We start from the raw sequence: 15,925 nt of genomic DNA on the forward strand, positions 1-15,925 counted from the left end.
TTCCTATGGCGACGAGCGCATCGGTCAGGGCCGCGAGAATGCCAAGCAATTCCTGCGCGACAATCCCGAAATCTCCCATGCGATCGAGGATCGCATCCGCGCGAGCCACGGCCTCGATTTTGGTGCCACCGAAGACGGCGAGGACGTCCTGAGCGAGGATTGAGCCGGCCCGTCGCCGCGGCCCGCGCCGCGGCGATCATGCCGAACCGGACCCGCCCGCATCGGGTGCAGCGGTGCGGCAAGTCGTGTCGCGAATGAGGTGGGGTTTCCCCTGCACCGCTGGGTAAGGGAACCTGGCTCCGTCAGGCCGCGATGGCACGAATTCGACGCTCGGCAGCATGGTATATGTCTTTATGCCGGAATTCCTGCTTCGCACGCTCGATCGCATTGGAAACTGGTCTGCAGATCCCGATGCCGGTCTTCGGCTCCGACTTTCGGAACAGAGCGTATGCTACGAGCACTCGGGAGAAGGTGCAGGCAACTTCTAAGATGAGCCGTGAGGTTGTGGGAGGCACTGGCCGCCTTTTCGACTCGCCCGTTTGCTCGAGTGCGCACATTCGGAGTTGCCGGGTCGCCCGCCGCTTCCGCTTTTATCCCCGGCAAGGGAGGCGCAGATACGGCGCGTGACCGGCATGGACATCCCCCTTATTTTTGGGAGGTGGTGCTTGGGAGAACGGCGCAATCCGACGCGAGCGTGGGGGCGTTATGACCACCGCCCTGGAGGGTTTGACAGGCAACTGAAGGCTGACGAGGTGGTGATCGAGGCGACGGGAGAGCGTCCGATCTTCTGTGTATGACTGATCCGGTCCATGCTTCACCGAAAGGAAGCATGCATGACGATCTCCAAGGAACTCCTCGACGAACTGCTGAAGGGTGTTGAGCGCCCTGAGGATCTGCTCGGCGATGCCGGGCTGATGAAGGAGCTGAAAATCCGGCTTATGGAACGGATGCTGGGCGCCGAACTGACCGCGCATCTGGGCTATGAGGAGGGCAAGGAAGCCCCGCCGGGCCAGGCGAACCGGCGGAATTGCACGTCAGTGAAGGTTCTGAAGGGTCAAGACGGCGAACTTCCGGTGGCTGTGCCCCGTGAGCGACAGCAGCTTCGAGCCGGAGCTGGTGAAGAAAGGCCAGACCCGGATCGACGGTATGGAGTGATGAGGAACAGAAAACAGTCCGGGGGACCGTTTTGCCCGACCACGGCGCCAAGTTCTGGCTTTCGGTGATGAACGAACTGAAGAACCGAGGGCTGCAGGACATCCTGATCGCGGTCGTCGATGGGCTGAACGGCTTCCCTGAGGCCATCACCGCCGCCTTTCCCGAGACCATGGTCCAGACCTGCGTTCGCCAGCGGGCTCGGACCGATGGCGCCTTCGCTGGCTCACTGCATCTGGTTCGCCATCGCCTGAACTTCTGCTCCTGGAAGGACCGCAAGGCCGTGGCCGCCGATCTGCGCCGGATTTACAGCGCCCCGACCGCCGACAGGGCCGAGGTCGAACTCGATGCCTTCGAAGAGAAATGGGCGGGGAAATACGCCTCGATCGCCCCGGCTTGGCGCCGGGCATGGCAGGAGGTGATCCCGTTCTTTGGCTTCGATCCGGCGATCCGCAAGATCATCTACACGACCAATGCCATTGAGAGTCTGAACCGGGTCATCCGCAAGTCGATCAAGACGGGCGCGCTCTATGTCAGCCTCTCCTATGAATGGCTGCGGCTGGGAAATATCAGCCCGGATCGGGTCAGATTGCTCAAGGCCGGATTGGCGATACATAGCTCGAGCAATCCGGCGTCCGTGTCGCGACCTGCCATTTCGAACGAATAATAGGCGTAATCTGGTCGATGGCATTTCAAGGCGGAGCTTCACGCGCCGTCAACTCTCGTCAGAGAAAAGGATATGCCGCGGGTCGTGAACGACCCTGATGACGATCCATGCGGCTTCAGCGTCGGCCCGCTGGACGGCCCGTACAGGGCGGCGGACGCCGCGCCTCTTGGTTTTCCCGCTTGCCGCGCGGGCTCACGTTTTCCTGATCGGTCCGATTGATCCGCGCGCTTCTGTGCCGCGTAAGGCGTTTCAAGGGTTCGGTAACCCTTGCAGACAAGTTCAGCATCAAAATGAGGAGGACCGGAATGCTGCGCAAAATTCTGATCGCGAGCACCGCGGCAGTCATGATGGGAGGCTGCGCGATGGCCGAAAGCGGCAAGCCCGACATCGTCGATACCGCCGTCGGGGCAGGAAATTTCTCGACACTGGTCGCGGCTGTTCAGGCGGCCGGGCTGGTCGAGACCCTCAAGGGAGAGGGACCCTTCACCGTCTTTGCACCGACCGATGCCGCCTTCGCCGCGCTTCCCGCGGGCACTGTCGATACGCTGCTGAAACCCGAGAACAAGGATCAGCTGGTCTCGATCCTCACATATCATGTCGTGCCGGGCTCGGTCATGTCCTCGGATCTGAAGGACGGCATGACCGCGCAGACCGTGCAGGGCGGCAGCGTGAAAATCGCGCTCGGGGCCGGGGCCATGGTCAATGACGCCAATATCACCCAAGCCGATATTGCTGCCTCGAATGGCGTGATCCATGTCATCGACAAGGTGATCATGCCGCCCGCGAACTGATCAGGGCTGCATCACAGGACACGGTCCCGGGGCGATCACCCTCGGGACCGTTTTCTGTGAAAGGGCGAGGTGGTCCCTATCTGGCGCGCGAATGCGCGCAGCGGCGCAGGTCCGATCGGGTCTATCCCGCATGGGCCAGTTCGACCTGCACCACATCGCAGCGGCCGGTGGCGAAGGCGGCGGCACAGCCCTCAAGATAGAACTGCCAGCCCCGCAAAAAGCTTTCGCCATAGCCCAGCCGCTGGATCCGGGCTTGGGCGTGTTTCAACCGCTCGGACCAGATCCGACAGGTGCGGGCATAATCTGCGCCAAAGGCTTGGCTTTCCAGCACCCGCAGCCCGGATCGCATCGCCTGATCCGCAATGGCGGCGTCGCAGGGCAGCATGCCGCCCGGAAATACATGCTGGCGGATGAAATCCGACCGACGGCGATAGACCGAGAATTCCGCATCGGGCACGGTGATTGCCTGCAGCACGGCCCGACCCTCGGGCGCGAGACGCTTCTTGATCGTCGCGAAATAGCCGGGCCAGTACCGTTCGCCCACCGCCTCGATCATCTCGATGGAAACGATATTGTCGAAGCAACCCGATACCTGGCGATAGTCCTGAAGCCGGATCTCGGCGCGACCGTCGAGCCGGGCGTCGGCATAGCCCTGTTGCGACGGCGAAAGCGTGATGGCCGTCACGCGATGGCCGCGCTCGGCCGCGGCCTCGGCGAAGCCGCCCCAGCCGCAACCGATCTCCAGGAGCCGCTCGCCCGGCGCGAGGCGTGACAGGATGCGGTCGTTCTTGCGCGCCTGGGCCTGCTCAAGATCATCGCCGGGGCCGAACAAGGCCGAGGAATAGGTCATGCCGGGATCGAGCCAGCATTGGTAGAACTCGTTGCCCACATCGTAATGCGCGCGGATATTGCGGGCCGATCCGCGCAGGCTGTTCATCCGCGCGATCCGGTCGATGAGGCGCATGTGCCAGCCCTGCAATCGCGCGGGCTGGCCCCAATCCGCAAGGCCGCCAAGGTTGCGCAGCGCCCATGTCAGCACGCCTTCCAGCGTTTCGCTGTGCCAGTCGCCCGCGATCCAGCCCTCGCCCAGCCCCACATCTCCGCGCAAGGCAAGGCGCTGCAGGAGCCGCCAGTCGCGGATCTGCAATTCGGCATCCGACCCGCCTTGTCCAAAGCTATGGCGGTTGCCCTCGGGCGTGATGAGGGTCAACCGCCCGTCGCCGATGCCTTCGAGGGCGGCAAGAAAGCGGGACCGCAGGGCGCGTGTCGCAAGGCTCATCGGCTCATATCCTTATCGGGCGGGGCGGGCAGACTGCGGTAGGCGGCCCCTTTCAGCTTCAACCGCAGGGCGTGCCAGTAGATTTTCGCGATGACCCGTAGAGCGCCACCCGGGCGGCGCAGCGCGCTTGCGAGAATCCGGCGCGGGCCGAGCGACTCGAATCTCCCGCTCAGTGCGGCATCCAGACCACCGCCCGGAAGGTCATGCAGAATGCGGATGGCAAGGCGGTCACGCTGCAGGGCAAAGGCAAAGACATATTCGCCCGCGACATCCTGAAAAGGCGAGACGTGAAAGACCTTGCGCGCCCGCAGCCGCGTCCCGGCCGTGATCGGGGCAAGGCTGGGCTCGGCCAGAAGATAGGAATGGCGCTGGCCGAAGGTATTGTTGACCTCGGCGATCACGGCGCGCAGCGTGTCGCCCTCGATCAGCAGCCAAAAGCTGACGGGGTTGAACCAGAAGCCCAGAAAGCGCGGCTGCGTCAGCAGCGCGACGGTCTGATCCGCAGCGGACGGAATGCCCAGCGTCGCGAATTGCGTCCGCGCCCAGCGGGCACCGGTGCCCGCGCCTCGGGGGCCGCCATGGTCGCTGTCGTGAAGCGCGATCAGATTGAAGCGATTATGCCCCATCAAAGGCGGGGGGCGACAGGATTCAGGTGCCAGAAGCACATGATCGACCTGCGCCCGAAAGGCGTGGTGCAACCCGCCGCGCCGGGCATGGATGACCATTGCGCGCAGCGCCAGCACCTCGCCCGCAGCCAGTCGCGCCGCCAGCGTCACCGTGGCACGCGCGTCGGAAGCAGGCGTCGCGCGATGCGCAGGGCGCTGGCAAATCCGTCCTCGTGGAAGCCGTTGCGCAGCCAGGCACCGGCGAACCAGGTATTTTGTCTGCCTTGCATGGCGGCAATCCGGGCTTGGGCCTCGACCGCTGCCAGATCAAAGACCGGATGGCGAAAACTCGTCTCGTCATAGACAAGGCGCGGGTCGATGCGGGGGTGGGGATTCAATGTCACGAAAAGCGGATCCTCTTCTGGGATGTTCTGCAGCCGGTTCATCCAGTAGCTGACGCCGACGCCCGAATGGCCTGCATCCCCTCGGCTGACCCAGGAACTCCAGCAGCGCCGACGAAGGGGCATGACCGTAGGATCCGCATGCAGGACGGCGCGGTTGGTCTGGAAGCGGATGCCGGACAGCGCCGCTCGTTCGTCTCCGTCGGCATCGGCAAGCAGCGCCAGAGCCTGATCTGCATGGGTGGCGAGAATGACGTGATCATAGGCCTCTGGCTCGGCCCCTTCGCAGCGCAGGACGATCCTGCCCTGGCTGCGCGTCACCGCCCGGACAGGCGCGCCCAGGCGCAGGTCTGTTCCGGCCTTTCGCAAGGCGGCCTCTAGCCGCTCGACATAGGCTGCCGAGCCGCCCTGAACCGTCCACCATTGGTGATGTTCTGCCCGGGACAACAGCCCGTGATTGCGCATGAAGCGCACCAGCAGACGCGCCGGAAAGGCCGCGATGTCGAAATCCGGCGTGGACCAGATGGCCCCGCAAAACGGGAAAAGATAGTGATCCCGGAAACGCGCGCCCAAGCCCATCGTCTCGATCAACCCGGCGATCGAGAGGTCGGGAGACGCCGCCACCGCCGCCTCGGCGCCGGCATTGAAGCGCAGGATATCGCGGATCATCAGGTAAAAACGCGGATCGATCAGATTGCGCCTCTGGCCGAACAGCGCATTGCCCGAGCGCAGGGCATATTCGATGCGCCCGGCCTCGAGCGAGACCCCGAAGCTCATGTCGCTCTTCGCGACCGGCACGTCGAGATCGCGAAACAGTCCGGAGAGATGCGGATAGGTTACATGATTGAAGACGATGAAGCCCGTATCGACCGCCTGATCGCCGCGCTTTCCGGCGCACACGGTGCGGGCATGGCCGCCAAGGCGCGGTGCTGCCTCGCAAAGCGTGACGTGATGGTGGCGCGACAAGAGCCAGGCCGAGGCCAGGCCGGAAATGCCACCGCCGACGATGGCGATGCGCCGGGGCGCTTCTCGGGTCAGGTCGAAGGGCATCGAAACTCCGTGCTCGCAACGTCTTTCCTACGCCAGGATGGCCCGACCGGATCACTTGGGCGAAAAAATTTTCGCGGCTTGTGATCCGCTGATCCGCCCCGGCCGTAATCGCAGCATGGAAACAGCGATTGCGCCCGCCGGATCAGTTCATAAGATCGAGACCGCGCCCGCCTTGCCCGCGGGGCCGGAGAGGGTGGAGCAGCCGGTGCGGGACGATATCGCCGAGCAGACGCGCGATCTGATCGCCGTGCGCGATCAGCGCGACCGCGCCGCATTTGGTCGCCTGTTCGATTATTTCGGTCCCCGGCTCAAATACATGCTGATCCGCGGCGGCATGCGCGACGGCAGCGCCGAGGATGTGGTGCAGGAGGTGATGCTGTCCGTCTGGCACAAGGCCGCGCAATTCGACCCGCACCGCGCCGATGCCGCCGCCTGGATCTATGGCATCGCGCGCAACCGCCGCATCGACATGATGCGCCGCCGTCCCCTGGCGCAGCCCGAAGCCATGCCCGAGCTGGACAGCCTTGAACCCGACGCGATGCAGATCCTTGCCTTGCAGGAAGAGGCCCGCCACCTGTCCGAGGCGCTGTCCCGCCTTGCTCCAGAGCAAGCCGAGGCCCTGCGCGCCGCCTATTTCGACGATATCCCCCATAGCCGCATCAGCGAGGTGACGGGCCTGCCCTTGGGCACGATCAAGTCCCGCATCCGGCTTGGCCTCGACCGCCTCAGACATGAGCTGAGGAGGATCGCCCCATGAGCCAGATCCGCCATCATATTCCCGATGATGTTCTCGAAGCCTATCACGCGGGCAGTCTGCCCCATGCCTTTGGCGTGGTCGTGGCCGCGCATCTGTCGCTTTGCGACGCGTGCCGCGCCTGGGCCGAAAGCCGCGACATGATGGGCGGCGCATTGCTGCGCGAACTCGCCGGAGCCGCGCTGCATGAAGGCGCGCGCGCGCGCATTCTCGCCGCGATGGACGGGCCTGTACCCGCGGTCCCGCGCGGCTCGGCTGTGTTCCCTGCGCCGGTCATGGCCTGCCTCGGCGGTCAGCCGCCGCGCTGGCGCATGCTGGGGGGTGGGATCCGCCAGCAGATCCTCGCGGCGGATGCCGAAGGTTCGCTGCGCCTTCTCTACATCCCGCCGGGCAAAGCCGTGCCCGAGCATGGCCATGGCGGGCTTGAACTGACACTCGTGTTGCAGGGCAGCTTTTCCGACAATGCCGGGGCCTTTCATCGCGGCGATGTCGAGACCGCCCATGACGCGATCGACCACCAGCCCGTCGCCGGGCCGGGCATGCCGTGCATCTGTCTGGCGGCGACCGATGCGCCGCTGCGATTTCACGCCTTCCTGCCGCGCCTGCTGCAGCCGCTTTTCCGGATCTGAGGCATGGATTTCGCCGGGAGCCGCATCTGGATCATCGGTGCCAGCGCGGGGATCGGTGCGGCGCTCGCCCTTGCGTTGGCCGGGCGCGGCGCGCGGCTGATCCTGTCGGCACGGGACCGCGATGGACTGGCCGCGCTGGCACAAAGATGCAGGGATGCACGTTGCATACCCCTTGACCTCGCGCGGCCCGACAGCCTGGCCGAGGCGGCGGCGGGCCTTGCCCGTGAGCCGCCCTTGGACGCGGTGATCTGCACCGCGGCGCTTTACGATCCGGGGCGTGTGGCCGATCTGGATCCCCGGCAGGCCGAAGAGGTGCTGCGGGTCAACTTCCTGGGCATGCTGGCGGTCGCGCGGCTTTGCCCGCCGCTTCTGCGCGAAGGCGGGCAATTGGTGCTTTTCGGATCCGTGGCGGGCTATCTGGGCCTGCCGGGAGGGCAGCCCTATTCGGCAAGCAAGGCCGCGATCGCCAATCTGGCCGAAAGCCTCGCGGCGGAACTGGCGCCGCAGGTGGATGTGCGGCTGGTCAGCCCCGGTTTCGTCCGGACCCGCCTGACCGCGAAGAACCGCTTCGCGATGCCCGCAATCATTTCGCCCGACGAGGCCGCGGCTGCCGTGCTTCGCGGTATGGCGAAGCGCGGCTTCGAGATCCATTTCCCCCGCCGCTTCACCCTGGCGATGAAACTCTTGCGCCTGATGCCCTATTCGATTTCGCTGCGCGTGACGCGGCGGATGGCGCAGGGCTCAGGCCATGCGCCCGGTCAATAGCGCGACGCCCGCCCAGGCCGCGAAACCGGTCAGCACGGTTCCCCAGATGCCGTCGATGAGCACCTGCTCCCAGGACCAGGCGACCAGGGTGGCAAGATTGGTCATTTCATAGGTGCCGTAGCATAAGAACCCCAGGACCATGCCGCCGATGAGCGCTTGCATAGGCTCTCCGGCCCTGAGCGCTGGCCAGGACACCAGCCAGAGCAGCCCCGCGACATAGGCGAGGTAGAACAGGGCCGCCGGCCCCAGCCGCAGGGGATGGACGAGCAAGTCTCCGATATGACGCTCGAAGACAGGCCGGATCAGCCAGCGGATGCCGATCATGTCCAGGCCGAGGAATATCCCCGCCGTGACCAGATAAAGAAGCGTCACCTGAAGCATTGCCTCGCATCACCTTGGTAAAGATCCGACGCAAGAGCATACGGCGCGGCGACCCGGCCGGATCACTTAGAGCTGGTTTCAAAACCATGTTGTCAGCGCTCGAAAGCAGATGATGGCGCAGGCCAAGATGGTGAAGGCGAGGTGAATGTCGGCCCTGCGCTCGTATCTGACCGCGAGGCGTCGGAATTTGGAGAGCCAGGCGAATGTGCGCTCGACGACCCAGCGATGCTTTCCGAGACGACTGCTGCTCTCGATGCCTTTCCGTGCGTTCCTATGCTTGATCCCGCGTTTGGTGCAAGCCCTGCGGCAACGGGGATAGTCATACCCCTTGTCGGCATGCAGCTTGCCGGCCCGATGGCGCGGCCTGCCACGCTTGCCATGAATGGGAGGAATGGCGTCGAGCAAGGGCTCGATCATCCAGCTGTCATGGACGCTGGCACCGCTGAGGCGCCCCGTCAGGGGAATGCCGCGGCGGTCGGTGACGATGTGGCGCTTCGTGCCAGGCCGCCCGCGATCGGTGGGGTTAGGGCCGGTGACTTCGCCCCCCTTTTCGCCGCGACGGACGCGCTGTCCATGCAGGCCCGGGTCCAGTCGAGATGACCGGCGCGATGCAGCTGGCGAAGCAAGTCCTGATGCAACTGATCCCAGACACCGGCCAACTGCCAATCCCTGAGCTTTCGCCAACAGGTCACGCCTGAGCCACAGCCCAATGCTGCTGGCAACATCCGCCAAGGGATGCCGCTCTGCAGGACAAACATGATCCCGGCCAGAGCGGCCCGGTCGGAGATTCGAGGCCGCCCGCCTTTCGCGGACAGACACGTGGATGGCAACAAAGGTTCGATCAGGGCCCAAAGGCCGTCAGAGACAAGCGTGGCATACATAAACCGCTAATCTAACTGGACGAATCCGCCTGCAAGTGGTTTTGAAACGCCCTCTTAATGCGCAGGTCAGGCCGGAGCGAGCGCAAGTCGCATCCGGGAAGCCGAGCGAGTCGCGAGGCAGCAGGCGTGAGTCGGTTGTCCGGCAAACTGATGTCCTCGGCCACAGCCGGACATCGAGGAGGCGCGACGCCAAGGACGAACTTGATCGGACGCTTCGGCAAAGGTGACGGCATGCGGCCCCCATCTTGCCTCTCTCCGCCGCCCGACACGGGCATCTCACTGTGGGCGGATGTTTTGCTCGTGGCCGTGAGTGGGACACTATGGTCGCGCGATAAAAATTGCTGTGATTCTCCACATGACCCCGGAATCCCATGCCGGCGGCATTGGGCGATTTCGCTCGTCGTCTTGGGGCCTGCGTGCGGTCGCAAATTACGACCTCCCACCCCCCTTTTTGCAGGGAAAGAGATGCCCGAAGTCTACGCTTTGGTGTCTCGCGACGGGCATTTGCAACCAGAGGCGCGGCGACGTCGCGCGTCGCTTCTCGATCAAAGGGGGCGCGCGACCCTCTTCGCTATCTTGGTTCCACGAAATGTGCCAATGCGCGCCCCGAATTCAGCAGGTGGCGGCGCCAGATCCCTGCCGCCGCTGCACTGTCATGACGGCGCAGCGCAGTCATCAATTGCTCGTGCTCATCGACTGCCTCGCGCCAACGGGCCTCGTCGAGCAGAGCCATGTGCCGCCCCAGCCTTGCCCGCATCATCAATCTCTCATGCGCCTCGCAAAGAATCGGATTGCCGCATTCGCGAATGATCAGATCGTGGATCGAACTGTTGACGAAGAAATAACTTTCCAGTTCTCGGCGCTGGAAATGACGAAGCATCAGGTCGTGGCGGCTTTCCAGCTCATTGAACTGGCTGCTCGTCATGCGCTCGGCAAATTCGCGAGCGGCCAGGGCCTCCAGCTCGGCGATGACCTTGAACAGGTTACTGGCCGTTTCGCGGTCGAAACTGGCAATCTCGGCCCCCCGATTTGGGCGCAGGACGACCAGACCCTCGGCAGCGAGAATCTTGATCGCCTCACGGATGGGGGTTCGAGAGATTGCATACCATTCTGCAATGTCGCGTTCCACCAGCCGCTGACCTGCCACAAGTTCGCCGCGGATGATTCTGTCCCGCAGGCCGCGGGCGATATCTTCGGCTCTCGGAGGTCTATTTTCATTTTTATCAGTATTTTCCATAGTATTCCAGCCGCGTTCCGAAGGTGTCCCAGAAATACTGCATTGAATCGGAAGCTGCCAAGACTTGAGCAGCGCTGCCATAGCCAGAGAGCAATGTGGCGAAATAATAGGCAAAATAGCGGATAATCCTCTCGTCCATGGTGACGCTTCTGAGCAGATTGCATACCAAGTTCATCAAAGGAGATGCAGATGCATTTGGACAGGATCATTCGCGGCGCAACCGTCGTCACAGGGGACGATGCGCGCATTCAGGACATCGGTATCGCCGACGGCCGGATAGCCGCGCTGGGGATTTCCCTTTCGGCCGAGGGTGCTGAGATCATCGACGCAAAGGGTCTGATCGCCATGCCCGGCGGCATCGACAGCCATGTCCACATCTCGCAACCCTCTGGTCCCGATGTCGAGATGGCGGATGATTTCGACAGCGCCACGCGCGCCGCGGCCTTTGGCGGAAACACGACCGTCATGCCCTTCTGCTTGCCCGTGGGGGACGCAACCCTGCGTGAGGCCGTGGCGGATTACGTCGGAAAGGCGCGTGGCAAGTGTCATCTCGATGTGGCGATCCATCTGATTGTCCATCGCACGGATCCGGTCACGCTCGGGCAGGATCTGCCTGCCCTGCATGCCGCGGGCTTTACCAGCTTCAAGATTTTCATGACCTATGCGGACATGGCCTTGAGCGACCGCCAGATCCTTGAGGTCCTGAAAGTCGCGAAGGACTTGGGCGCGGCCGTCATGGTCCATGCCGAGAACGAGGATGCGATCGAATACCTTCGCGACGAGGCAGAGCGCGCGGGCAGGGCCGGACCCGCGATGCATGCCCGCACGCGACCGGTTCCCGTCGAACGCGAGGCAACCCACCGCGCATTGTCCCTTGCCCAGATCGCGGGTGTGCCGCTGACCATCGTGCATGTCTCGAATGGCGAGGCGCTGGACGAAATCCGGCGCGCGCGCCAGCGCGGCCAGATTGTTCACGCCGAGACCTGCCCGCAATACCTGACGCTGACCGCCGATGATCTGGATCGCGCGGGTTTCGAGGGCGCGAAATTTGTCTGCTCGCCCCCGCCCCGCGACAGGGCGGCACAAGCTGAATGCTGGGCCGGAATCGAGCAGGGAGACTTCGATCTGTTCTCATCCGATCATTGCCCCTTCCGTTTCGCCGATGCCGCAGGCAAGGACCGTCCCGGCGCTCGCGCCAGTTTCCGCAATATCCCGAATGGCATTCCCGCGATCGAGACCCGTCTGCCCATCCTGTTCTCGGAAGGGGTGGTCAAGGGGCGCATCAGCCTGTCGAGATTTGCCGCGATCACGGCGACCAACCACGCACGCCTTTACGGCCTTGCGCCACGCAAGGGGATGATCGCGGTCGGATCTGACGCCGATATCGTGCTGTGGAATCCCGAACTGACCCGGACGATCTCGCAATCCGACCTGCATCACGGCGCTGATTATACTCCGTGGGAGGGGTTCGAGGTCACCGGCTGGCCCGTCGCGAGCTTTTTGCGGGGCGAATTCCTGCTGCATGAGAACAGCTTGGCCGAATATTGCGGCGGCGTCATCGCATGCGGCCAACCTGACCAGAGAGCTTGGCAATAATGATCCGCATCGGACTGATCACACCCTCGTCGAACACCGTGCTGGAACCCGAGACCTATCGCCTCTTGCGTGACGTTCCGGGGGTCACGGCCCATTTTGCCCGTTTCACCGTCCTCAAGATCGGCATGGACGACGATGCGCTCGGACAGTTCAGCCTTGCGCCCCAATTGGCCGCTGCCGAAAGCCTTGCCGATTGCAGGCCGGACGTGATCGCCTGGTGTGGCACCTCCGGAGGCTGGATGGGCATCGAGCATGATCGCAGGCTGTGCAGCGAGATCACCCGCCGCACCGGCTGTCCGGCGACGACCTCGACCCTCGCGCAGATCGAGGCGTTCCGCCATCTCGATACGCGGCGCTTCGGCCTTGTCACCCCCTATCTCTCGGACATCCAGACGCGCATCATTCAGACCTTTGCCGCCGAGGGTTTCGACTGCACCGCCGAGGCGCATCTGGAAGATCCCGGGAACTTCTCATTCTCGACCTACGGACCCGAGATCATTGCTGCCATGGTCCGTCGCGTCGCCGCCTCTGCTCCGGAAGCCATCAGCATCTTCTGCACCAATTTCAACGGTGTCGGGATTGCCCCCGGGCTCGAGGATGAGTTGGGACTTCCCATTATCGATTCGACCACATTGACCCTGTGGCATGCCCTTGTGCTTGCCGGCGCCGATCCCGCGATCATTCCGGGGCAGGGCGCGCTCTTCCGACAGAAAACGACCGCGTAAAGCGGCACTCCCTCCTCCCCCGCACACCAACACGGAGAACGTGATGCAACGCCTCTTGATGACCGCGGCGCTCTGCCTAGCCTGCGCAAGCCCCTCGATTGCCGAAACGCTTCAGTTCAAGGTTCTCGGCCAGCCCGTCGCCACTGGCAAGATCCTCGAAGAGCTCGAGAAACCCTTCTTCGAGAATTTCGCCGCCGAAACCGGTCTTGACGCAAAGGCGGTGCTCAGCCCGGTCGACACCACCGGGATCAAGGATATGGAAGGGCTGCGGATTGCCAAGGCAGGCCTCTTCGACATTGTGTCTCTGCGCTTTTCCCCCATCTCGCGCGACGCGCCGATCGCGCTGGGGCTGGATCTTGTCGGGCAGAATGCCGATTACGAATCCGCGCGCGAGTCGGTCGAGCTGTTCCTGCCCGAGGTGGAAAAGGTCTTTGCCGCCCAATTCGATACGAAACTGCTGGGCGTGTGGCCCTTTGGTCCGCAGATCCTGTTCTGCAAGCCCGACATGGCGAGCCTGACCGATCTCAAGGGCAAGAAGGTCCGCGTCTTTGACCAGAGCATGGCGAATTTCATCTCGGCCGTCGGGGGAACGCCAGTGCCGCTGCCATTCCCAGAGGTGCAGCAGGCCCTGCAGCGCGGCGTCGTGGATTGCGCGCTGACGGGTCCCAGCTCGGCCAATTCGGCGGGCTGGCCCGAGGTGTCGACCACCGAAATGCCGCTTGGCTTCACCACCGCCTTCAACGGCTATGGCATGAACATGAAGCGATGGAACGGCCTGTCGCCCGAGGAGCAGGAAAAGATCGTCGCGGCCTTCTCGAGTCTGACCGACCGGATCTGGACCCGCTCGGAGGAACTTTACGAGGAAGCCCTGCGCTGCAACGCCGGCCAGACGCCCTGCGACAGTCTTCGCAGCTACGACCTGAAGATCGTCGAGCCGACCGAAGCCGACCTGACTGCGGTGAACAAGGCGCTGAAGGAGATCTCGTTCCCGGCATGGAAAGAGGTCTGCGACGCCGCCACGACGGGCTGCTCCGATGCGTGGCTCGCCACCGTGGGCAAGTCGCGCGGCCTGTGATCTCCCTTCGGTCCCCGCATGAGCGGGGGCCGACCTTCCCCCTGATACGGAGAGCGGTATGGATCGCATCTCGAAGATCGCGGCATGGCTTTTCGGCGGTGCGATGCTGGGTCTGTCGCTTTTCGTCACGGCCGATGTGCTGTCGCGGAAATTTCTTGGCGTCTCATTCGAGGGCGCGGATGAGCTTGGCGGATATACGCTGGCCATCGGGGCCGGACTGGCCTTTGTCGTGGCGCTGGCGCAGCGCGCGCATATGCGGATCGACGTGATCTATGCGCGGCTGCCCCTGTCCCTGAGGGCAGGGCTCGACTGGCTCTCGCTGGTCAGCCTCGCGGCGATGGCGGGCCTGCTCGGATGGCTGGCCTGGAAGATGCTGGCAGAGTCGCGCTCATATCGCAGCACGGCGCCGACGCCCTGGGCCACGCCCCTGGCATGGCCGCAATCGGTCTGGCTGGCATCACTTGCGCTGTTCTTGCTGCTCTGCCTGGTCTCGCTGGCGATCGCCACCGGCCATCTCTCGGCGGGCAGATTGCGAGACCTGAACCGCAGCTTCGGCACCTCGGCCGAAAAGGACGAGGTCGAGGCCGAACTGGCCGACCTGCAACGCCGTCGCTGAAGGAAAGAGACAATGGATATTCAGACCGCCGCGTTGGGCTTCCTGATCATGCTGGCGCTGCTGCTGGCCAGCCTGCCGGTCGCCGCGGTGATGACCATCACCGGCGTCATCGGCGGGGCACTGATCTACGGAATGCCACTGGTCCAGTCGATGGGGTCGGTCGTCTGGGGCGTCCTCAACGACAACGTCATGACGGCGGTGCCGCTTTTCATCCTGCTGGGGGAAATCCTGCTGCGCAGCGGCATCGCCGATCGGATGTACGAGACCTTGGCGCTGTGGCTCGGGCGGCTTCCGGGCGGGTTGCTGCATTCGAATATCGGGGCCAGCGCGCTTTTTGCGGCGACCTCGGGATCGTCGGTCGCGACGGCAGCGACGGTGGCCACGGTGTCATTGCCCGCGCTGGGAAGTCGGGGCTATCCCATGCGCCGGTCGCTGGGATCCCTGGCGGCTGGCGGGACGCTCGGCATCCTGATCCCACCTTCGGTCAATCTGCTGATCTATGGGTCATTGGCGGGGGAATCCGTCAGCCGGCTCTTCATTGCGGGCATCGTCCCGGGGGTTCTCCTGACGCTTCTGTTCAGCCTCTACATCATCGTCGAGGCCAAGATGTTTCCGGCGGGCGAACAGGCGATGGAGGTCGTAAGCTGGCAGCAACGATTGGCCTCTCTGCGCCATCTGCTTGCCCCCTTGGCCATTTTTCTCGTCATCACCGCCTCGATCTATACCGGCTTCGCCACGCCGACGGAATCCGCGGCGCTGGGTGTGGTGGCGGCGCTGGTCCTCGCGACCCTGCATGGCCGGATGAGCCTCGAGTTCCTGGGTCACTGCTTTGTCAACACCGCGCGCACATCGGGCATGATCCTGCTGATCGTGACTGGTGCCTTCATGCTGAACGTCACGCTGTCGCTGGGCGGCGTCGCGCAGGCGGCCACGGATTGGGTGGCCTCGCTGGGATTGTCACCGACGGGTCTGCTGGTCGCGATGATCGTGTTTTACGTCATTCTCGGCATGTTCATGGACGTTCTGTCGATGATGGTGCTGACCATTCCCGTCGCATTGCCGATTGTCGTCGCCTCGGGCATCGATCCGATCTGGTTCGGCATCTTCATCATCCTGATGTGCGAACTGGGTTTGATCACGCCTCCGGTCGGGATGAACCTCTATGTCGTCCACAGCGTGCGCAGGGACAAGGGACCGTTTCGCGACGTGGCTCTTGGCGCGCTGCCCTATGTCATCCTCATGATCCTGTTCGTGCTTCTGTTGATCATGTTTCCCGCCATCGTCACCTGGCTGCCCGCGCAGATGTCGAACTAGGAAAGAA

16 protein-coding genes and 2 pseudogenes are annotated in these 15,925 nt (G+C 63.8%); 11 read left to right on the forward strand and 7 right to left on the reverse strand.

Going from position 1 to position 15,925, the window contains the following annotated elements:
- The 3 genes and pseudogenes from ESZ60_RS21475 to ESZ60_RS18340 all read left to right on the forward strand — a co-directional run.
- A pseudogene (locus tag ESZ60_RS21475) lies at positions 1 to 163 on the forward strand (recombinase RecA); the annotation flags it as partial.
- 670 nt (positions 164 to 833) lie between these two features.
- Positions 834 to 1,672: pseudogene (locus tag ESZ60_RS21930) on the forward strand (IS256 family transposase); the annotation flags it as partial.
- 491 nt (positions 1,673 to 2,163) lie between these two features.
- Positions 2,164 to 2,610 (forward strand): fasciclin domain-containing protein, encoded by a 447-nt coding sequence (locus tag ESZ60_RS18340; RefSeq protein ID WP_425331336.1) that lies wholly within the window; start codon positions 2,164 to 2,166, stop codon positions 2,608 to 2,610.
- A 121-nt stretch (positions 2,611 to 2,731) separates the two neighbouring features.
- Here ESZ60_RS18340 and ESZ60_RS18345 read toward each other — a convergent pair whose 3' ends face one another.
- Genes ESZ60_RS18345 through ESZ60_RS18355 form a run of 3 tightly spaced genes read right to left on the reverse strand, consistent with a single transcriptional unit; the run spans position 2,732 to position 5,945 of the window.
- The gene (locus ESZ60_RS18345) at positions 2,732 to 3,889 is read right to left on the reverse strand and encodes an SAM-dependent methyltransferase (RefSeq protein WP_134682156.1); all 1,158 of its coding nucleotides are present in this window, start codon (positions 3,887 to 3,889) and stop codon (positions 2,732 to 2,734) included.
- Complete coding sequence (locus ESZ60_RS18350; RefSeq protein ID WP_134682176.1) at positions 3,886 to 4,614, reverse strand: DUF1365 domain-containing protein; 729 nt, start codon at positions 4,612 to 4,614, stop codon at positions 3,886 to 3,888. Before ESZ60_RS18350 ends, ESZ60_RS18345 begins: the two co-directional genes overlap by 4 nt.
- 47 nt (positions 4,615 to 4,661) lie before the next feature.
- Positions 4,662 to 5,945, reverse strand: a complete 1,284-nt coding sequence (locus ESZ60_RS18355) for an NAD(P)/FAD-dependent oxidoreductase (RefSeq protein WP_134682157.1) — start codon at positions 5,943 to 5,945, stop codon at positions 4,662 to 4,664.
- A gap of 205 nt (positions 5,946 to 6,150) precedes the next feature.
- Between ESZ60_RS18355 and ESZ60_RS18360 the strand changes: the two genes are divergently transcribed.
- The 3 genes from ESZ60_RS18360 to ESZ60_RS18370 are packed head-to-tail and all read left to right on the forward strand — an operon-like array spanning position 6,151 to position 8,093.
- Positions 6,151 to 6,702, forward strand: coding sequence for a sigma-70 family RNA polymerase sigma factor (locus ESZ60_RS18360; RefSeq protein ID WP_245155775.1), 552 nt, complete (start codon positions 6,151 to 6,153; stop codon positions 6,700 to 6,702).
- Positions 6,699 to 7,328 carry a ChrR family anti-sigma-E factor gene (locus ESZ60_RS18365; protein ID WP_134682158.1) on the forward strand — a complete coding sequence of 210 codons (630 nt, stop codon included), beginning with the start codon at positions 6,699 to 6,701 and terminating at the stop codon, positions 7,326 to 7,328. Before ESZ60_RS18360 ends, ESZ60_RS18365 begins: the two co-directional genes overlap by 4 nt.
- A gap of 3 nt (positions 7,329 to 7,331) precedes the next feature.
- Positions 7,332 to 8,093: an SDR family NAD(P)-dependent oxidoreductase gene (locus ESZ60_RS18370; protein WP_134682159.1), complete on the forward strand. Its 762-nt coding sequence runs from the start codon at positions 7,332 to 7,334 to the stop codon at positions 8,091 to 8,093.
- Here the strand turns inward: ESZ60_RS18370 and ESZ60_RS18375 are convergent.
- The 4 genes from ESZ60_RS18375 to ESZ60_RS20910 form a co-directional block, all read right to left on the reverse strand.
- Positions 8,070 to 8,474 carry a DUF2177 family protein gene (locus ESZ60_RS18375; RefSeq protein WP_134682160.1) on the reverse strand — a complete coding sequence of 135 codons (405 nt, stop codon included), beginning with the start codon at positions 8,472 to 8,474 and terminating at the stop codon, positions 8,070 to 8,072. The two genes, ESZ60_RS18370 and ESZ60_RS18375, sit on opposite strands and share 24 nt — an antisense overlap.
- 78 nt (positions 8,475 to 8,552) lie before the next feature.
- Positions 8,553 to 9,355, reverse strand: a protein-coding gene (locus ESZ60_RS18380; RefSeq protein ID WP_425331335.1) for an IS5 family transposase whose coding sequence is annotated in 2 segments (ribosomal slippage) — positions 8,553 to 9,019 and positions 9,019 to 9,355 — 804 coding nt in all. Because the reading frame shifts where the segments join, the coding sequence is not laid out codon by codon here.
- Between the two features lie 571 nt (positions 9,356 to 9,926).
- Positions 9,927 to 10,592: a GntR family transcriptional regulator gene (locus tag ESZ60_RS18385; RefSeq protein WP_167620223.1), complete on the reverse strand. Its 666-nt coding sequence runs from the start codon at positions 10,590 to 10,592 to the stop codon at positions 9,927 to 9,929.
- Positions 10,579 to 10,731, reverse strand: a complete 153-nt coding sequence (locus tag ESZ60_RS20910) for a hypothetical protein (RefSeq protein ID WP_167620224.1) — start codon at positions 10,729 to 10,731, stop codon at positions 10,579 to 10,581. Before ESZ60_RS20910 ends, ESZ60_RS18385 begins: the two co-directional genes overlap by 14 nt.
- Positions 10,732 to 10,781: 50 nt before the next feature.
- Between ESZ60_RS20910 and hydA the strand changes: the two genes are divergently transcribed.
- From hydA to ESZ60_RS18410, 5 genes are read left to right on the forward strand one after another with little or no spacing between them, the layout of a single operon-like run.
- Positions 10,782 to 12,188 (forward strand): dihydropyrimidinase, encoded by a 1,407-nt coding sequence (gene hydA, locus ESZ60_RS18390; RefSeq protein WP_134682163.1) that lies wholly within the window; start codon positions 10,782 to 10,784, stop codon positions 12,186 to 12,188.
- Positions 12,188 to 12,913: a maleate cis-trans isomerase family protein gene (locus ESZ60_RS18395; protein WP_209021359.1), complete on the forward strand. Its 726-nt coding sequence runs from the start codon at positions 12,188 to 12,190 to the stop codon at positions 12,911 to 12,913. The genes hydA and ESZ60_RS18395 overlap by 1 nt, the downstream gene beginning before the upstream one ends.
- A gap of 43 nt (positions 12,914 to 12,956) precedes the next feature.
- On the forward strand, positions 12,957 to 13,988 hold the full coding sequence (locus tag ESZ60_RS18400; RefSeq protein WP_134682164.1) for a TRAP transporter substrate-binding protein: 1,032 nt from the start codon (positions 12,957 to 12,959) through the stop codon (positions 13,986 to 13,988).
- Positions 13,989 to 14,046: 58 nt separating this feature from the next.
- Positions 14,047 to 14,604, forward strand: a complete 558-nt coding sequence (locus tag ESZ60_RS18405; protein WP_134682165.1) for a TRAP transporter small permease subunit — start codon at positions 14,047 to 14,049, stop codon at positions 14,602 to 14,604.
- A gap of 12 nt (positions 14,605 to 14,616) precedes the next feature.
- Positions 14,617 to 15,918: a TRAP transporter large permease gene (locus tag ESZ60_RS18410; protein ID WP_134682166.1), complete on the forward strand. Its 1,302-nt coding sequence runs from the start codon at positions 14,617 to 14,619 to the stop codon at positions 15,916 to 15,918.
- Positions 15,919 to 15,925: the final 7 nt, after the last annotated feature.

The organism is Paracoccus ravus (assembly GCF_004522175.1).
GTDB lineage: Bacteria > Pseudomonadota > Alphaproteobacteria > Rhodobacterales > Rhodobacteraceae > Paracoccus > Paracoccus ravus.